14 protein-coding genes are annotated in these 18154 nt (G+C 66.7%); 4 read left to right on the top strand and 10 right to left on the bottom strand.

From position 1 onward, the window contains the following. Nucleotides 1-63: 63 nt before the first annotated feature. A complete protein-coding gene (locus tag BLIN9172_RS18485) occupies nt 64-651 on the bottom strand; it encodes a MarR family winged helix-turn-helix transcriptional regulator (RefSeq protein WP_240811996.1) in 588 nt (195 codons plus the stop codon). A gap of 85 nt (nt 652-736) precedes the next feature. Between BLIN9172_RS18485 and BLIN9172_RS06745 the strand changes: the two genes are divergently transcribed. Next, nucleotides 737-1684: a hypothetical protein gene (locus BLIN9172_RS06745; protein ID WP_101554370.1), complete on the top strand. Its 948-nt coding sequence runs from the start codon at nt 737-739 to the stop codon at nt 1682-1684. 89 nt (nt 1685-1773) lie between these two features. On the opposite strand, the gene BLIN9172_RS06740 is transcribed toward BLIN9172_RS06745, so the two are convergent. Beyond that, entirely contained in the window at nt 1774-3705 is a 1932-nt protein-coding gene (locus BLIN9172_RS06740) for an acetate--CoA ligase (protein ID WP_101554369.1), read from the bottom strand. A gap of 154 nt (nt 3706-3859) precedes the next feature. Between BLIN9172_RS06740 and BLIN9172_RS06735 the strand changes: the two genes are divergently transcribed. Then, nucleotides 3860-5143 (top strand): hypothetical protein, encoded by a 1284-nt coding sequence (locus BLIN9172_RS06735; protein ID WP_101554368.1) that lies wholly within the window; start codon nt 3860-3862, stop codon nt 5141-5143. A 92-nt stretch (nt 5144-5235) separates the two neighbouring features. Here the strand turns inward: BLIN9172_RS06735 and BLIN9172_RS06730 are convergent, their stop codons facing one another. The 4 genes from BLIN9172_RS06730 to BLIN9172_RS06715 form a co-directional block, all read right to left on the bottom strand. Continuing rightward, nucleotides 5236-6201, bottom strand: coding sequence for an NAD-dependent epimerase/dehydratase family protein (locus tag BLIN9172_RS06730; protein ID WP_101554367.1), 966 nt, complete (start codon nt 6199-6201; stop codon nt 5236-5238). A gap of 9 nt (nt 6202-6210) precedes the next feature. Then, nucleotides 6211-8997 carry an alpha/beta fold hydrolase gene (locus BLIN9172_RS06725; protein WP_101554457.1) on the bottom strand — a complete coding sequence of 929 codons (2787 nt, stop codon included), beginning with the start codon at nt 8995-8997 and terminating at the stop codon, nt 6211-6213. 8 nt (nt 8998-9005) lie between these two features. Next, the gene (locus BLIN9172_RS06720; protein WP_101554366.1) at nt 9006-10034 is read right to left on the bottom strand and encodes a 3-oxoacyl-ACP synthase III; all 1029 of its coding nucleotides are present in this window, start codon (nt 10032-10034) and stop codon (nt 9006-9008) included. A gap of 123 nt (nt 10035-10157) precedes the next feature. Next, on the bottom strand, nt 10158-11186 hold the full coding sequence (locus tag BLIN9172_RS06715; protein WP_101554365.1) for a hypothetical protein: 1029 nt from the start codon (nt 11184-11186) through the stop codon (nt 10158-10160). A 241-nt stretch (nt 11187-11427) separates the two neighbouring features. Between BLIN9172_RS06715 and BLIN9172_RS06710 the strand changes: the two genes are divergently transcribed. Beyond that, entirely contained in the window at nt 11428-12231 is an 804-nt protein-coding gene (locus BLIN9172_RS06710; protein WP_127365052.1) for a 3-oxoacyl-ACP reductase, read from the top strand. 123 nt (nt 12232-12354) lie between these two features. On the opposite strand, the gene BLIN9172_RS06705 is transcribed toward BLIN9172_RS06710, so the two are convergent. The 4 genes from BLIN9172_RS06705 to BLIN9172_RS06690 form a co-directional block, all read right to left on the bottom strand. After that, nucleotides 12355-13338, bottom strand: coding sequence for a hypothetical protein (locus tag BLIN9172_RS06705; protein WP_240811997.1), 984 nt, complete (start codon nt 13336-13338; stop codon nt 12355-12357). 306 nt (nt 13339-13644) lie between these two features. After that, nucleotides 13645-14214, bottom strand: coding sequence for a dienelactone hydrolase family protein (locus tag BLIN9172_RS06700; RefSeq protein WP_101554364.1), 570 nt, complete (start codon nt 14212-14214; stop codon nt 13645-13647). A 168-nt stretch (nt 14215-14382) separates the two neighbouring features. Beyond that, entirely contained in the window at nt 14383-15966 is a 1584-nt protein-coding gene (locus tag BLIN9172_RS06695) for an FMN-binding glutamate synthase family protein (protein ID WP_101554363.1), read from the bottom strand. A 123-nt stretch (nt 15967-16089) separates the two neighbouring features. After that, on the bottom strand, nt 16090-16530 hold the full coding sequence (locus BLIN9172_RS06690; protein ID WP_164742849.1) for a TM2 domain-containing protein: 441 nt from the start codon (nt 16528-16530) through the stop codon (nt 16090-16092). A gap of 222 nt (nt 16531-16752) precedes the next feature. Here BLIN9172_RS06690 and BLIN9172_RS06685 point away from each other — a divergent pair, with 222 nt between their 5' ends. Then, nucleotides 16753-18144, top strand: coding sequence for an MFS transporter (locus BLIN9172_RS06685; RefSeq protein ID WP_101554361.1), 1392 nt, complete (start codon nt 16753-16755; stop codon nt 18142-18144). The last annotated feature ends 10 nt before the right edge of the window (nt 18145-18154 follow it).

The following is an 18154-nucleotide window of genomic DNA, read 5'->3' as shown; positions in this document are numbered from 1 at the left end:
ACCGCATCCGAGTGCCCGCTCCGCCGGGACAGCAGTCCGGTCGGAACAGACGGATAGCGGCGCTCACTTCGGCCAGGCGTCGGCGAGGCGCGTGAGCAGCGATGCCAGCTGTGCCCGTTCGTCCTCGGTGAATGTGCTCAATGCCTGATCGACGTTGTCACGCTGGGCGCCGCGGAATCTGTTGGTGATTGCGCGGCCCTTGTCAGTCAGCGCGATGAGGGTTCGCCGGGCATCATCCGGGTCTGCCTCGCGACGCAGTAGACCGAGCTCGACGCCTTGCGATACGAGCCTGGACGCGCGCGGCTGATCGACGCCGATCGCATCGCCGAGTGCGCTGACTCCCAGCGCCGTGCCCGCCTGGACGAGTGAGACGAGCAGACGGATGAGCGCACGCCCACGGCCGTGTGCGGCGAACGGTCCACCGGGATGACGCTTGCCGCCGAAGGGGAAGTCGTCTGAGTTCCGGCCGCCGCCGAATCCACCACGGTCTCCGAATCCACCGTGTTCACCAGAGCCCCCGCGCTGGCCAGGGCCGCCGTGCTCACCGAACCCGCCAAAGGGCCCGAATCCGCGCGAACCGCCGGGCCCGCGCCGCCACTGCAGGCGGGTGAGCGCCTCGGCGATCGCCTGAATGTCATCGTTCGTGCTCATGATTCGATTTTACATGCCATTTGACATGCAATCGAAGTGCATGTCATTCTGCATATACATGTCAGATGACAACTGAGGAGATGAGATGACTGCACACAATGGCTTCAATGACGACAATGACGACTTCACCACCCAGACCGGAGGAGCCGGCGCGGCAGGTGCCGATGACCGGAAGGACTCGCCGAATACCGACGAGAACACTGCCGCCGGCGATGCATCGCGCCCCGAGGCCGATCGCGACCGATCCGGCGAAGCGGACAAGGCCGAGGCGACAGAGAATGATTCGGCCGCACGCACTGAGCCCGTGAACGACGCCGAATCCGGCGACGGCAAGGGCGAAGACACCGACACCGACCTGCCGCAGCTGCTGCGCGAGTTCAGCCACGTGCTGCGTCGCGAATTCCGTGCGGCCGCCGCCGACTCCGGATTCGACCCCCGCGAATTCGGACGTATGCGGCGAGGACGTCGCCGCTGGGATTCCGATGAGGTAGTCGCCGACGGTGCCGCCTACCCGGAAGAGCCTGTGACCTACGGTCCGCCGCGTGGCCGAGGTGGATGGGGACCATCGAAGAACATCGATCCCGAAGAGCTGCGCCAGCGCTTCCGGGATATGCGCGACGGAGTCGGCGATCGCCTCGAAGAGGTGCTCACCTCCGAAGAGTTCGCGAACCTCAAGGCCTCGCTGTCGAAGATCGTCGACAACTTCGGTTCCGACCGCTGCGGAGACGACTCGGACCGCCATGACGGACCGCACGACCGCGAACACCCCCACGACCATGACGATCACCGAGGCGGCCCTGACCGTCACGGGCCCCATGGACCCCGGGGTGGGAACGGCGACCGCAACCGGCGCCGCGGGGGAGGCCGCGGACGGCGGGGGTTCGGCTCGAACTTCGGTCCCGGCTTCGGCCCGGGCCGACGAGGATTCGACCCCTTCGGCTGGGCCGATGAGCGCCGCAGCCGCGAGCAGGAGGTCCAAGAGGCCTTCGAACGCGGATTCGCCGCGGGCTTCGAACAGGGACGCAACTCGTAGCCGAATCGGCCGGTCCGCCTGCCGATCCAGCGCGCAGAGGCGGACCGGAGCGGGTTCGCTCCGGTCCGCCTGCTGAAGCCTGAGACCGCTCAGCCGCGGGAGAGCACCGCCCCGATGTCATCGAGCACGCTGCGATCCTCGATCGTCGACGGCACTGCCGGATCGTCGACGCCATCGGCGATCTGGCGCATCGTCTTGCGCAGGATCTTGCCCGAACGGGTCTTCGGCAGACCCGCGACGATGTCGACGCGTTTGAACGCGGCGACGGGCCCGATCTCCCTGCGGACGAGCGCCACGAGTTCGTCGATGACGGTGTCCGGATCGGCCGCCTCGGCGGAATCCCCGAGCACGACCAGCGCACGTGGGATCTGCCCCTTCACGTCATCGTGGACGCCGATGACAGCGGCCTCGGCTACGGCTGGATGGGAGGCGACGACCGCCTCGATGATTCCGGTGGACAGGCGGTGGCCGGCGACGTTGATGACATCGTCGGTGCGACCCATGACGAAGACGTACCCCTCCTCATCGAGATAGCCGGAATCGCCGGTGAGGTAATAGCCGTCGAAGGCAGCGAGGTAGGAGGAGATGAACCGCTCGTCGTCACCCCACACCGTGGCCATGGTGCCCGGAGGCAGCGGCAGCCGGATGACGATGAGTCCTTCCTCCCCAGCGCGAACGGGCTGACCGCCGGGGTCGACGACCTCGACGTGGAAGCCGGGATTCGGCTTCGTCGAGGACCCCGCCTTGAGCGGGAACCGGGTCAGTCCCAGCGGATTCGCCGTGATCGGCCAGCCGGTCTCCGTCTGCCACCAATTGTCGACGACGGGGACGTCGCGTCCGGTCGCCTCGGCGAGGATTGTCGTCGTCCACTCATACGTGTCAGGATCGAGGCGCTCGCCGGCGAGGAATTCCGCACGCAGACTCGACAGATCGTACTTCTTCATCAGCTCGCCGTTCGGGTCCTCCTTGCGCACCACGCGCATGGCGGTCGGGGCGGTGAAGTGGACGTTGACCTTGTGCTGCTCGATGGCGCGGAAGAAGGCTCCGGCATCGGGTGTGCCCACGGGTTTGCCCTCGTAGAGCACCGAGGTGACGCCGGCGAGCAGGGGTGCGTAGACGATGTAGGTGTGCCCGACGACCCAGCCGACATCGGAGGCGGTGAACATCGTGTCGCCCAGATTCAGCCCGAAGACGGTCGGCATCGAGAACGCGCCGGCCACCGCGTAGCCGCCGGAGTCGCGGACGATTCCCTTCGGTTTGCCGGTGGTGCCCGAGGTGTAGAGGACGTAGAGCTCGTCGGTGGCCCTGACGGTCACCGGATCGATGCCCTCGGGCGTCTGGTCGAGCAGCTCGGCGTAGTCGAGGTCGTTCTCGCCGAGTTCGCAGCGATGTTCGTCGCGCTGGACGATGACGGTGAAGTCCGGTTTGTTCGCAGCGATCTCGATCGCCTCATCGAGCATCGGCTTGTATTCGAGGACTCGGCTCTTCTCGACCCCGCAGGAGGTGGAGATGACGGCCTTCGGTGCCGTGTCGTCGATGCGCACGGCGAGCTCGTTCGGGGCGAAGCCGCCGAAGACGACCGAATGGATCGCGCCGAGGCGGGCGCAGGCGAGCATGGCCACGGCTGCCTCGGGGATCATCGGCATGTAGATGACGACGCGATCGCCCTTGGCCACGCCCTTGTCGGCCAGGGCGCGGGCGAAGCGGGAGACCTCATCGAGCAGTTCGGCGTAGGTGATCGAACGGACGGTGTCGGTGACGGGCGAATCGTAGATGATGGCGGCCTGGTCGCCGCGGCCGCCCTCGACATGTCGGTCGATCGCGTTGTAGCAGACGTTGAGTTCGCCGTCGGGGAACCAGCGATAGATCGGCGCATTCGAATTGTCGACGGCCTTCGTCGGTTCGGTGATCCAGTCGATGCGGTTCCTGGCCTGCTCGAGCCAGAATCCGTCGGCATCGGCGGCGATGCGGGCGACGACGTCGTCGTAGCTGGGGGCGGCGGTGTCGGGTTGCGTATCCATATCCCCATTGTGACCCACGGCACAGAATCTCGCCGAGGTGGGGCCCGGATTCTTCGTCCTGCGCGTGAGGTGCCGCGGGGCTGAGAAGGATCGGTGCGGCACGAAAGTGGACCCATTTCCCTGCACTCGGACCAGGAGAGGGCACAATGGGGTTATGAGATTCCTGGTTGCACTGATCCTCGGCCTGGCCGTCATGTTCGGCCTGAACGCCCTCTTCGACTTCTTCTCGATGTCGCGGCCATTGGGCTCGATCCTCATGGGCGCGACCGTCGGCGTCACGATGCTCATCGTCCTCCTCATCTGGGAGGTCGTCCGCCCGACTCAGCCCAAGGGCGAGCTGGCGAAGGCTCAGCAAAGCGAAGAGGAGCGCGCTCAGGCACGTGCCGACCGACGTGCCCGACTCGCCGCCGAGGCGGGAGTGAGCCTCGAAGGCATCGACGGTGCCCTGCCGGGATCGACCGCCCAGTCCGCCGAGGCGACCTCGTCGGATGAGACGGACACCGCTGAGGCGGCCCCCACCGAGGGTGCCGATGCTCAGGCGGCTTCCACCGAGGGCGCCGACGCGGAGATGTCTCGCTTCGAGGGTGCCGATGCAGAGGAGGTAACCGCCGAGGAAGAAGGAGCAGGCGGTGAGTCCGCCGCAGCGTCTCCTCCCGAGGGGGAGGTCTCAGAGGGCGAAGCGGCTGACGATGCAGCCGAGCAGAACAATGAGTCAGATTCCTCCCTGGAATCCGACGGAGCCGAAGGTGACGAGGCCTCGACGGATGAGGAACGACCCGCCGAGTCAGCGAAGCCCGCAGTGGTCGTGAAGACCGCGGAGCCGGCCGCACCCGCAGAGCCGACAGACTCCGCCGAATCCGCACAGCCGGGCGACACCGACGCCGCCAAGGCCCACGCCGGCGGTGACACCGAAGCCGGAGACACCGGCGCTGACGCTGATGAACCCTCTCGGCCCGCTGAGAAGCCGACCGTCCAGACAGGGGATTCGTCCGAACTGCCGCCACCTCCGCCGATGCCGCCGTCGTTCCCCGCCCGACCCACCGCCGCCCCGCAGGCCGATGTCGCCGAGGCACCGCAGGCCGATAGCGGCGACGCGACGAACGATGACGAGTCCGCGGCTCCGTCGCTGAATCAGGACGGTGTCAGCGACAGCGGGTCCGTTCCGGCTTCCAACCCGGATCCCGAAGGGCCGGCCGATGACCCAGTGACGCTCGACCCGGAGGAATACGACGAATCCGCCAGCGGATCCTCGCTCGAGGCACCTCCGACCGGCGAGCCCGGAATGTCGGCCGACGCGCTCTCCGGCAAGCTGCCGGACGAGGCCGACGAGTCCGCCGACACGGCCGGACAAGAGGCCGCCGATGACGACGCCGTTGATGCTGAGGCTCCGGAACGCAAGGGTCCCTCAGCCGAGGAAAACAACCAGTACCGGCTCTGAGCCGCAGTTGACTTAAGCCGCAGCTGGCCTGAGCCGTTACTGGCCCGCGTCGCTGCCGGAGCTGAACAGTCGAACTCTGCTGGCGAACCCGCTCAGGCGTAGTGTGCGGCGAGGATCCGCATACCCTCTTCGATGCTGACGCGGGGAGTCCAGTCGAGAACTTCCTGCGTCCGCCGCTGATCGAACCAATGCGCGGTCGACAGCTGTTCGGCGAGGAACCTGGTCAACGGCGGTTCGTCGTCGTGCTCTCCGAGTTCCCACACCTTCTCGACCACGGTTCCGGCCGCCAGCGCCGGCGACACCGGAATGCGCAGCTTCGGCTCCGACGCACCGCCGGCGATTGCGATGCGTGACATCAGCTCGCCGATGGGTCGCGGCTGACCGTTCGTCACCACCAGCGCCTCACCATGAGTGGAATCGACCGCGGTCACCGCTGCGACGATCGCCTCGACGGCATTGTCGACGAAGAGCGTGTCGACCAGCGCCGCGCCCGATCCGAGCACCGGCATCCGCCCCGCACGGGCGCGATCGATGACCCGCTCCGTGAGCTGAGTGTCTCCCGGTCCCCACATGAGGTGGGGACGCAGGACGAGCACTCGGAAGTCAGGCGAGTCGGCGCCCAGGGCGATCCGCTCACCGGCGCCCTTCGTCCGCGCATACTCACCGCGAGCGAACTCCGGAGACGCGGGTTCGGCGCCGTCGCCGATGATCGACTCACCGGTATGGGCCACCGACGGCGATGAGATATGGACCAGGCGCTGTACGCCGGCGGCCCGAGCCGCATCGACGAGAGTGCGGGTGCCGCCGATGTTCACGGCCTCGAATTCCTTGGGGTCACCCATCATGGAGACCTTCGCGGCCAAATGCACGACCGCCTCGGCGCCGGTGACCGCCTTCTCAACGGCAGCCGCATCGGTCACCGACCCCACCACATCGGTGGCGCCGTCGACCCCAGAGGGGCGACGCTGCAGGGTCGTGACCTCGTGACCAGCGGTGACGAGCTCACGAGCGACGGACGAACCGAGCAGTCCGGAGGCTCCGGTGACGGTGATTCTCACTTCAACTCCTCAGACGCTTCCACGCACCGGCCCACCGGCAAGGACGCTGTCGGCCCAGGCGGCGAGGCGGGAACGGTCGATCTTCGAATTGTGGCGGATGTCGGTGGGGAATTCGGGCGCCACGAGCACCGCAGCCAGATCATGACCGCCAGCCTCGGCGACCGTCTCCCGCAGACGTTCCGTCAGGTCCAAGGGCGCAAGACCCGGTGCGAGCGAGGTGCCCTCGGCGTCGAGCACCGCCACGAGAGCCTGAGTGCCGACGGGTCCGATTCCGACGACGGAGCTGCGGCTGACCTGTGCGTCGGCGTCGATGAGCGCCTCGAGACCACCGGGTCCGACCGGCCCACGTGGCGTCGTGACGACATGCTGCAGTCGTCCTTCGAGCCACACCCGACCGGCGTCATCGATATGGCCGATGTCGTTCGTCCGGTGCCAGGTCAGACCGTGCAGATCATCACGCGCCGAAGCCGCAGTGGTGCGCCACAGGTTGTCGTAGCCGGACTTGATATGGGCGGCGCTGACGACGAATTCGCCGAGGCGGCCCTGTACGGCCGCGCCCTGCAGCAGCTCATCGGCCGAACGTCCCGACTCATCGATGGGGGCCAGGGCGAGTTCGACGCCGTCGATCGGCTGCCCCACGCAGACCCCGAGACCACCGGTGGCATCGGCTTCGGCCACCCCGTCGCGGTCGATGTCGGTGAGCAGCAGTCCCTCGGTCATGCCGTAGGGGGAGTGGATGGAGGCGTTCGGGAATACCTCGGCGATGGCATCCATGAGGTCCAGCGGCACGGGCGCACCCGCCGAGAGCACGAGTTCGACCCCCGCACACGCTGCCCGCTGCTGGTCGTCGAGCTCGCCGGCGGTCGCGGCGACATTCGTGTATGCGGCAGGGGAGGCGAAGACCATGGTGGCCCGTCCGGCGATGATCGCATCGGCGATCGCAGCGGCCGTGAGCGTCTTCGGTTTCGTCACCGACATGTCCGGTGTCACCGAGGTGGCCCCGATGGCCGGTCCCAACAGGGCGAACGGTGGGAACCCAGCCACCAGACCGGTGCCTTCGGTGACATTGAAGGTCCTGGTCAGCACGGCCGCCAGCGCGGAGATGTCCGCATGCGTATAGCGCACGCCCTTCGCCGGTCCTGTCGACCCGGAGGTGAAGAGGATCGCCGCATCGGCATCCGGTGACGGGGTCGGCAGCTCGGCCCGGTGCGGGGTGCGGGAGAGTTCCGTCAGGCTCGTCTCCGCCTTGAACATCCGCGAGCGCACAGGTCCGAGCGGACGCACGGAGATGCGTCGTCCCGGCCAGCCGAAGGCCCGCGCCAGAGTGAGTCCGGGCAGCTCGCCGACGATCCACTGCGGATCGGCCGAGGTGATCGCCCGAGTCATTCCCTTCGGGCCGAGTCCGGCATCGGCGACGACGGCGACCGCACCGATCTTCAGGCACGCATAGAGGGCGGCGGTGAGATTGTTGCCCGGAGGCACGAGCATGGACACCCGGTCCCCGGGCTTCACGCCGAGGTCAAGGAGGCCGTTCGCGATCGACGTCGTCACGTGCCACAGGTGCCGCCAGCTGATCTGCTGCGCCGGGTTCTGCGCGAAGTCCACCGAGGCGATCGCCTCGTCGTCACGGCGGGCATCGAGGATCGCCGTGACCGAGCGGACATCCGCGGATCCGTCGCCGGCGGCGGAGTCATCCGCGATATCGGACGCCGATCTCCTCGCCGACGCGGCTGTGCCCGACCGCGCGGACAATCCCTCCGCAGGGGCCGCCTCGGTGGGGGTGTTCGCAGTGGTGGGTGTATCGAACTGCGCGTCCAGCCAGTCGAGGACGAGTCCGGCCACATCGTGATCTTCGCTGACGAGGTGGGACGCCGTTTCGAACCGATGCACATCGGCCTGCGGCAGGCGCCGGCGCAGGTCCCGCAGATAGCGTTCGAGGAACACCGGGTCCTTCGGGCCCCAGACGAGCAGCGCCGGTTTGCCGAAGGCGGCGATGTCCCGGCCGATGCGCTGGAGCTCGGGATCGGAGGCATGCGTGTCGTCGACGGGGATGTCGGCGACGAAGTTGCCGATCGCCCACCGGTCTGCAGGTGTGCGGTACGGGGCGCGGAAGGCGTCCTTGGTTTCGGCAGCGAGATCGCCGAGTCCCAAAGTCGCGCGCAGGAACCCGTCGGTGAGCACGGTGGCCGCAGGCAGCATGGGCCCGGCCAAGGTCGCACGCAGCGGCGCGGGCACCGGGGCGTCCTCGGGCTGGTGGACGGCCGTATTGAGGCTGATCGCCGCGGACACCCTGTCGGTATTTCGGGCGGCCCAACCGAGAGAGAGGACTCCGCCCCAGTCGTGACCGATCGTCACGATCGGGTGGGTGGCGGATCCGGTGGCGGCCACCTCGGCGAACAGGTTGGAGACGACCGCATCGAAATCATTGAGGCGATCGGCGATGCGACGGACCTCGGCGGACTTCGGGGCCGGCATGGAAGAGTGGGCGAGCCGTTCGGAGAAGCCCATTTCGAGCTGGTCGGGGGCGATGAGCCGCCAGGCTCGTCCGCCCGACAGAGCGGCGGCGATGGTGGCGCTGGCCAGCCGACGCCACAGGTACGACCAGGTGGGGTTGCCGTGGAGGGCGACGATCGTGCCCGCAGGCTTCACACCGGCCGCGGTCAGGGCGGGCAGCGTGTCGAGCACATGGAACGCATGCGTCCCGTCGGAGGTTCTCGCCTCGACGATCCGGGACCAGGCGCGGTCCCACTCGGGCAGCTGCGGGGGAATCGTGGCCGGCCGTGCAGGAAATCTCATGAAGGTCTCTACCACTCGATCTCGGTCATGGCGGTGTTGAGGCCGGATCCGACGCCCATGCACAGGATGCGGTCGCCGGGTCTGAGGTTCTCGGCCTCACGGGACAGGGTGATGGGCAGTGAGGCGGGGCCGACGTTGCCCAGCTCCGGGTAGGTCACCGGGATCCGGTCGGGGTCGAGGTTCGCGGCCCTTGTGATCGAATTCGTGTGCACATCGGAGACCTGATGCATGACGTAGCGGTCCATCTCCCGCCAGTCCCACCCGGTCTCGTGGGCTTCCTCCCACGCGGCGACGACGAGTTCCATGCCGCCGGAGAGCAGCCCCTTCGTGTCGGTGAACATGCCGTTGTGGTCGCCGACGCACAGTTCGTGATGCTGGGTGGCCGCACGGGTGATCCCGCCGAGGATGCGGTGGCCCTCCGGATGCTTGTCGGCCGGCCCGAGGACGGCCGCGGCAGCGCCGGAACCCAGGGTCAGGGACGCGAATTCGTTGAGGTACTCCTCGCGGGTGATCTCCGGACGGTTGAGGCGGCGCAGCGTCGCGTCTTGGACGCGGGAGGCGTCTTCGCCGGCGACGATGAGGGCGTATTCGATCTGCCCGGCGTCGATCATGTTCGCGGCCAGGGTCATCCCATTGACGAATCCCAGGCAGGCGTTGGCGATGTCGAAGTTCATCGCCTGCGGGCCGAGCCCGATGCCGGCGTGGACGCCGACGGCCACGGACGGTTCCAGGTGCTCACGGGTCACGGAGGTGTTGACCATCAGTCCGATGGAATCGGGAGGGACCCCCGCCTCGGCGAGGGCCTTCTTTCCGGCCGTGATCGCACCCGCGGCGAACTGATGGGGCTCATCCCAGTTGCGGCGGGCGTACACGCCGGCGACTCGTCGGAGCAGACCCTGCGGCAGTTTGAGCGATGACAGCGTATCGGCGAGGCGGTCGTCGAATTCCTGGGAGGTCACTTCGTTCGGGGCCAGGGTCTCGGTCAGGCCGAGCAGGGCCACGTTCGAGTGCCGGAATGTTGCGTTGCCATTCGCCAATTGAGTAACTCATCCCTTTTCGGGTCGTTCGTCGGTGTCGATATCGGCCGCAGAGGCGCGCGCGTGACGCGTCACGACGGGGAATTCCGGACCTATCTTACCGCCCGGTTTCTGAGATGTTCCTCAGCGTGTGAACCAGGTGAAGCCGTCATAGAGCAATCCTGTGGCCGCGAGCACGGCGATGACGGCGAGAACGAGCGAGGTCACGGTGTGCGAGACCTTCGAGGTCTGAAAGCGCACGGCACGCGAATACGACATCGGGCGGTCGGTGACGTTGTGGCCGAACTGGGCGAAGATCCGCCAGTCCATGACGTCGACGAGCGACTTCGCGGCCAGGGTGAACACGATGATGCAGCCGATGCCCATGAACAGCAGGAACACGAAGCCGAGGAAGCCGAAGTCCTTGAAGAACGTCACGACCCGATCTCCGATGGCCATGGCGAACCCGGAGAACCCTTCGCTGAAGGGAAGCGGGGCGAAGGAGTCGGTGATGGAGTTCAGGCTCGTGCCATCGCGCTGGGTCTGCACGGCACCGATGTACATGAAGATCGAGGCCGCCAGGGCCACGAGGAGGTTGATGATGGTGATCGTCGCATTGTCGGGCCAGAAGTCCAGCGATTTGAGCGTGTAGGTCGCCGACAGCGCCACGCAGATGATCGCTCCGGTCAGGGCACCGATGGTGGCCGGGAGCAGGAGGTTGTTGAAGAACACGAAGGCGACGACGGCGATGAGCGCGGCGCCGAAGATGTAGGTGAACACCGCGAGGGTGTCACCGTTGGAGGAGGTCGCGGCCCGCCGGTTCGCTTCGATCATCTGGCCCGAGTACTGGATGTTGGCGGCGAGTTCTCTCTTCGTGGCCCGCGGCTGATCGGCGTCGACGTCGTCGTAGCCTTGGGCGTCGTAGCCCTGTGCGTTGTTGGGAAGCACACGGGTCTCATCCTCGCTGCTCCACGGGCGACCGGACTGGGAGTAGCCGGACTGGCCGTAGGGGTTCTGACCATACTGTGCCTGCGGGTAGCCGTCCTGAGCACCGGCTCCGCCGTTGGGATTCCGGGGCTGCCATCGTCCGAGCTTCGCTCCGATGAAGTAGATGACGAAGACGACGAGAGCCGCGAGGACTCCGATGGAGATGCCGGCGCCGAGCTCGTTCATAAGGGTGACTTCCTGGGGATGGACAACGGTGGTCTTCTTGTCAGTCTATGGACTCATGCCGCTCAGAGCACGTTTCGCGGCGCATATGCGCGCGGCTCGGAGCGATCGGCTCCGTGCTGAAGGGGATGCGAACATCGCCTTCGCGCATGACTCCGTGCTGGCGCAGCTCCGTCCTGGCGTATGCGGTTCCTGGGTATGGTGGGGTCAGGATCCGCCCACCGACGTCCGAAGGAGACACGCGATGAGCAACCCCCAGGCATTCACCTCCGAGGCCCTGCCTCTCGACGAGCAGGTCGTGCTTGTCACCGGATCCGGACGCGGCCTGGGCGCCGCGATCGCGAAGGCCTTCGCGCCGGAGGGTGCGGCGCTGGTCATCAACTACCGGTATTCGGCCGAGGCCGCGGAAGAGCTCGCCGAGGCGGTCCGCGCTCGCGGTGGGCGCGCCGTGGCCATCGAGGCCGACGTCACCGACTCCCGCGCCGTCGACGCCATGTTCGAGACCGCGGCAGCCGAGTTCGGAGCTCCGGTATCCACTGTCGTCAACAACGCCCTCGCCGACTTCTCGTTCAACGGCGATGAGCGCCAGCCGGCCGACGAGATCGACTATTCGGATTTCGCCGACCAGTTCCGCGGTTCGGTCGAAGGTGCGGTCAACACGATCCAGGCCGCGATGCACGGCTTCCGCGAGCTCGGTTCCGGCCGCGTCATCAACATCGGCACCAACCTGTTCCAGCATCCGGTCGTGCCGTACCACGACTACACGGCCGGCAAGGCGGCGCTGCTGTCGCTGACGAGGACGTTCGCGAAGGATCTCGGCCCGGCCGGGGTGCGGGTGAACATGGTCTCCGGCGGACTGCTGCGCACCACGGACGCCTCCTCGGCGACACCCGAAGCGGTCTTCGACCAGATCGCCGCCGCCAGCGCTCTGCGACGGGTGACGACTCCGGAGGACTTCGCCTCGGCGGTGGTGTTCTTCGCCTCTCCCGCTTCGCGTGCGGTGACCGGCCAGAATCTCATCGTCGACAACGGCCTCGTCATGGGGTGACCGGTCCCGCCGCAACGTAGAGCGAACCAACTCAGCTCGCCGACCGCTCGACTCCGCGTCGAGCGCGCGGCGTATAACTTGATACAGCGACGCTGAGATGAGCGGTCGGCGGAGAAGCCGTGGTCATTTGCCGTGCTGGTTGAGTTCATTCTTCGCCAGCGTGTCCAGCTCAGCTTTGATCTTGATGAACTCATGGGGTCGGAACAGGTCCGCCCAGACGAGATTGACGATGCGGAACCCCGCGTTGAGCAGCTTCATGTGCCGTTCATGGTTCTTCTTGCTGGCCTCATCGGGGCTGTTGCGCCCCATGAAATACTTTCCGACACCGTGGCATTCGACGATCAGTCCGTACTTCTCATGGCGGAAGTCGTTGCGGCCGAGGAGATTTCCAGCCGCGTCGCAGGTCTCGACCTGGGGGATCATTCCGGTGATGTCGAAGCGATAGAACTTGACGGCAGTGATCGATTCTGCGGCCGACTCGTGGTTCGCATCCGCGAGGCTGATGGCAAGAGCGGCGGTGCGACAGCCTCGGTGGGCCGGTGGAAGGGCGGTTCGCAGTGCTGCTTTGGTGACCAGCCGCCGGCGAAGTGCGTCCGAGAGCAATGGGACCGAGAACTCGGGGTCGTATTCGCGAGCAATGTCCACGAGAGTCCTGAGCAATGTCGTGACGGGGAGTCCTCCGATCGAACCGACGTCGCTTGGAGGCAGGTGCCGATCACGAATGTGGAGAGTGTCGCTGCTCCGGCGAGTTCCGGGCCGGATCATCTCGCACTTGTCGACTGCGGGGAACGGTGGATCGAGACCATGTAACAAGGCCGCTGACACATGGGAGAAGACTGCGTCGGGCAGCCGGTCATCAGCGTACGACCGGATCAGGGACTTGAGGTTCTCGGATGCGTCTCGGATGTCACCGAAGACCTGTGGGTACGAGGTCGAGGATGCCGAGTGTACGTCCTGCAGCACGGCGTGAGCCTGCTGATCACAAGACCAGGTGAGGACGAATTGGCCACGTCGGACCCTCTGCAGACAGCACTGCAGAGCCTTGACGATGTCCTTGTGCGCGAAGCCGAGGCTGCGAAGTCTCTTGGTGCTGAAGACGGTCACCATGACAACACTGTGCCTTCATGGAAGTCAAATGGCAAGAAAATTCAGCAAATGGAATCAAACGAATGCATATGAGGGTGGTCAGCTCTCATCTGCAAGGGACTGATTTCGCCGACCGCTCGACTCAACGCCGCTGTATCAAGGTATGCGTCGAGCGCTCGGCGCTGACTCGAGCGGTCGGCAAGGAGGTGGAGTGCTGAGGTGATCGGTCGACGGCAGCATGAGCGCTCGGCGCTGACGTGAGCGCTGGGCGCTTCCACCGCGAGGAGGCCGGCCAGCGAGGACGACCCCGATGGTGAGTGGAGGACCTCAGAAGCGGTCGAGGAAGGCCAGGGCCCGCTCAAAGAGGAGTTCGGCGCTGTCTTCGCGGTAATCCGGGGTCGTCGGGTCGCTGAACAGATGGGTGTTGCCCGGGTAGAGGAAGTACTCTGCCTGCGCGCCGGCCCTCGCAGCGGATTCCATCAGGGTCTCGATCGTGCCCGGGCTGCGCCACGAGTCGTCGACGGCGAAATGCGCCTGCACCGGCACACCGGCCTGCCAGCGCGTCGGCTTCGGGAATCCGCCGCCGTGGAAGAGCAGGACGCCGCGAGCGCGCGGATCGCTTTTGCCCATCTGCTGCGCGAGCGCGGCTCCCAGCGACAACCCGCCGAAGACGAGGTCGTCGCCGAGATCCTCGCACTCCTCCTTCATCCGATCCACGAGGCTCGAGAACCCGACCTCCTGGGAGTGGGCGACTCCCGCTTCGGCGGTGTCGAAGGTTCTGCCCGCGTAGACGTCGGGAGTGTGGACGGCATACCCGGCCAGTGCGAAGCGTTCGGCGACGGCATCCATTCCGGACGTCCGTCCCAGAGCCGAGTGGAGAAGGACAAGGGTGGTCATCGAGTTCCTTTCGGAGGATCGGCGAAGTCGACAAGGCGCTTGGAACCGAATGGTCGACGTCAATCGGCGGAGCCGAGTGACCGGCCGTGCGGCCGGAGCCGAATGGTCAGTTCAGCGTCACGCGTCCGGTAGCTGGGGAGGCCGGAGCCGAGTGACCGCCTCGGCGGATCAGCGGCTGTGTCCGCGGGGGATCGAGAATGTGTCGGCGCGAGCCGTGGACCAGTCGTCGGCCCACTCCGAGGGGGTGTCGTCGAGGAGTTCGCCGGGCTTCAGCCAGTCGTAGAGGCGGGCATAGGACCAGGACTCGGAGGCCGAGACATTGCGACGCAGCATCGTCGGTTCGAGCTCATCCGGTGCGGCCGCACCCATCGACGCCATGAGCCGGACCGCCTCGGCGACGACTCCGTCGTGATAGTTGCGCACCCGTTCGGCCTTGGTGGGCACGTCGATGGCGCGGGCTCGCCGCGGATCCTGAGTGGCGACGCCGACGGGACATTTGCCCGTGTGGCAGACCTGGGCCTGGATGCAGCCGACGGCCATCATCATGGCGCGGGCCGAATTCGTGAAGTCCGCACCCTGGATGAGGCGTTTGACGATATCGGTGCCGGTGGCGATCTTGCCCGAGGCGCCGACCCTGATCTTCTTCCGCAGCCCCGCGCCGACGAGCGCGTTGTGCACGATCATCAGCCCCTGGGTCAGCGGCAGACCGACATTGTCCTCGAACTCCAGCGGTGCCGCACCGGTGCCGCCTTCGGAGCCGTCGACGATGATGAAGTCCGGCAGGATGTTCGTCTCCACCATGGCCTTGACGATCGAGAGGAACTCCGTGCGCGAACCGATGCACAGTTTGAAGCCGGCGGGCTTGCCGCCGGAGAGCTCACGCATCTGCCGGATGAACACGAGCAGCTCGATCGGGGTCGAGAACACCGTGTGTCCGGGCGGGCTGATGCACGTCTGGCCGACGGGGATGCCGCGGATCTCCGCGATCTCCTCGGTCACCTTGGCCCCGGGCAGCACACCGCCGATGCCCGGCTTCGCTCCCTGAGAGAGTTTGAGCGAGACCATCTTCACCTGGGGGTCCCGAGCCTTCTCGGCGAAGACCTCGGGGGAGAACTGTCCTTCCGGGGTGCGGGCGCCGAAGTATCCGGTGCCGAGTTCCCAGATGAGGTCGCCGCCGTGCTCACGGTGATACGGCGAGATCGATCCCTCACCGGTGTCGTGGGCGAATCCGCCCAGTGCCGCTCCTTTGTTCAGGGCACGGATGGCGTTGTTGCTCAGCGAACCGAAGCTCATTGCCGAGACATTGAGCAGCGAGATGTCGTAGGGCTGAGTGCAGTCGTCACCGCCGATGCGCACTCGCGGCGGACGCGGCGGATTGGGGATCGGCATATTCGAGTGCATGAGCGACTCGTAGCCGGCACGGTCGACATCGCGCTCGGTGCCGAACGCGTGCTCGGAGTGGGTGCCCTTGGCCCGTTCGTAGATGGTGGTGCGAGTGTCGCGGCTGAATGGGCGACCGTCCCAGTTGCGTTCGATGAAGTACTGCTGGATCTCCGGCCGGATCGACTCCAGCAGGAATCGGGCGTGCCCGGCGATCGGATAGTTGCGCAGGATCGAGTGCTTCTTCTGCGTGAGATCCCATGCGGCGAGTGCGCCGAACCCGAGCGCCGAGGCGGCCGCCGCCGCCCCCGCGATCTGTTTGCCTGCCGAGTCACCGGTGACCATCCTGACAATGGGGAATTGCCGTTTCATTGTGCCTCCTTGAACTGTTCTGACTTCGAGCCTAGACCCGGGAGACGCAGATTTCAGGAAAGGCAGACCTGAGACGGTTGTGAACAGTCGGCGAAGCGCATCGGAACAGGCGTGGGTAATGCGTCAGAACAGGGAGCTCAGCAGCGCCGTGACCAGCTCGTCGACCTGCATCGAATAGGCGACGATGAGGGTGAAACCGGTGGCGATCCACGCGATCTCCTTGTCCTGAGCGTAGCCGCGCAGCGGAGCCCGCCCATAGCGCAGACCGCCGGCCAGAACGATGCCGAGATCGATGATCCACCAGATCCCCAACCCGCCGAGGCTGAGCAGCTTGAGCGCGCCCGTGAGGTACCGGCCGGTGTAGAACCGGTCAAGACCGAGGACGCCGAAGAGCATCGACAACAGCCAGGTGATGACGAAGGAGCGGTTGCCGGGAACGTCCGTGTGCCGACCGTCGGTCGGCGCGAGCGATTCCAGGGACGAGGTGGGGACGCCGGGGGAGGGCGCGGCAGGGCGGTTTGCGGGGTCTGCGCTGAGTGCGGGAATCTCGCTGGTCGCCGTCATCGCTGGCACGTCCATTCACTGCTCGTCGAACTTCTGGTTTCAGCCTATGAAACGTCGGGCCGCCTCGGCGATGGGGTTATCCTCCACATCCCCGCGGTGCCGTGCGATCGTGCGGGTGCACAGACATCGAGGGCCCACAGGCATCCGCGGTGTCCGGACTCACGCGGTCCGGGACTCGGAATCGTTTGAGCGGGTGCTTCTCGGAGGCATAGCGTTGGACTCATGAGCACAGGTGAGCCGAGTCCGACGAGCACTCGGCGAACCGTCGCTGCAGTTTTCCTCGCGGGAATCGCCGTCTTCCTCGTCCTCTACGAGACTCAAGGGCTGCTGCCGGCGATCCGAGACGCCTACGGAATCGACGGTCCGACGGCGAGCCTGACCGTGTCCGCGACGAATGTGGCCATGGCCTGCTTCCTCATCCCGTTCTCGATGCTCGCCCCGCGCATCGGCCACGCTCGCCAGATCGGTGCGGGAGTGATCGTTGCGGCGATCCTCGCGCTCGTCCTTCCCTTCACCCCGACCCCGGAGCTGCTCATCGCCGTCCGGTTCCTCCAGGGACTGGCGATCGCCTCGGTGCCGGCCACGGCCATGGCCTATCTGTCCCTGCGCCTGCCGCCGGCCGCGCTGCCCGGAGCGATCGGGGTCTACATCGCCGGCAACACGATCGGCGGACTGTGCTCGAGGCTGCTCACCGGGCTGGCCTCCGAGCTCCTCGGCTGGCACGGCGGACTCGCATTCACCGCGATCGTGTCGCTGGCCTTCGGCCTCATCGTCGTCTGGCTGCTGCGCCACGACCTCTTCTCCACCGGCCGCAGCCGCGCCGTCCTCGACACGGACGATTCCGGTCCGCCCGATGCGGATCCCACCTTCACCGAGGCGGCCGACCCCGACGCTGTCACCGCAGGTGACGGCAGTGCCAGCAATGCTCTCGTCGACGGTGATGGCGTCCCGGCCGCCACCGATGAGCCCGCCGACGACGCTTCCCTCTCTGCCGGCACCGCCGCCGACGACGGTGGGGCCGGGAGTGCGCGGCCGCCTCGGCGAGCGATTCCGCTGCGCGGGGGACTGTGGCGGATCTATCTCACCGGGTTCCTGTGCATGATCGTCTTCGGCGGATCGTTCACGATGCTCGGCACCCGCCTGCAGCAGGATCCGTGGCACCTGAGCGAGGGCGCGGTCGCCCTGTTCTTCCTCATCTATCTCGTCGGCACCGTCGTCACCACGTACTACGGCCGCCTGGCCACGCAGTACCCGCGCGTCCGGATCACCTTGGCGGGAATGGTCATCGCGCTCGTCGGCGCGGGACTCACGCTCGTCGATTCGCTCGTGGTGATCGTCATCGGCATGTCGCTGCTCACCGCCGGATTCTTCCTCGGCCATACGGGTGCCTCCGCGGCAGCCAGCGCGGCTCGGCCGGGGGTCGACTCGACCCGATCCGCGGCCATCTACCTCACCGTCTACTACCTGGGCACGAGTCTCGGCGCCTGGCTCTCGGCGGTCCTCTTCGCTCACTTCGCCTGGTCCGGGGTCGTCGGCATGTGTGCGGCGTCGCTGATCGCCGTGTTGGTCTTGACGTTGACGGCAGCTCCGATAGGGTTCAGGAAACGCAGCTGATCGCTCGTTC

It is taken from the genome of Brevibacterium linens ATCC 9172 (assembly GCF_900169165.1).
Classification (GTDB): Bacteria; Actinomycetota; Actinomycetes; order Actinomycetales; family Brevibacteriaceae; genus Brevibacterium; species Brevibacterium linens.
This window is presented reverse-complemented; position numbering and strand designations above follow the sequence as displayed.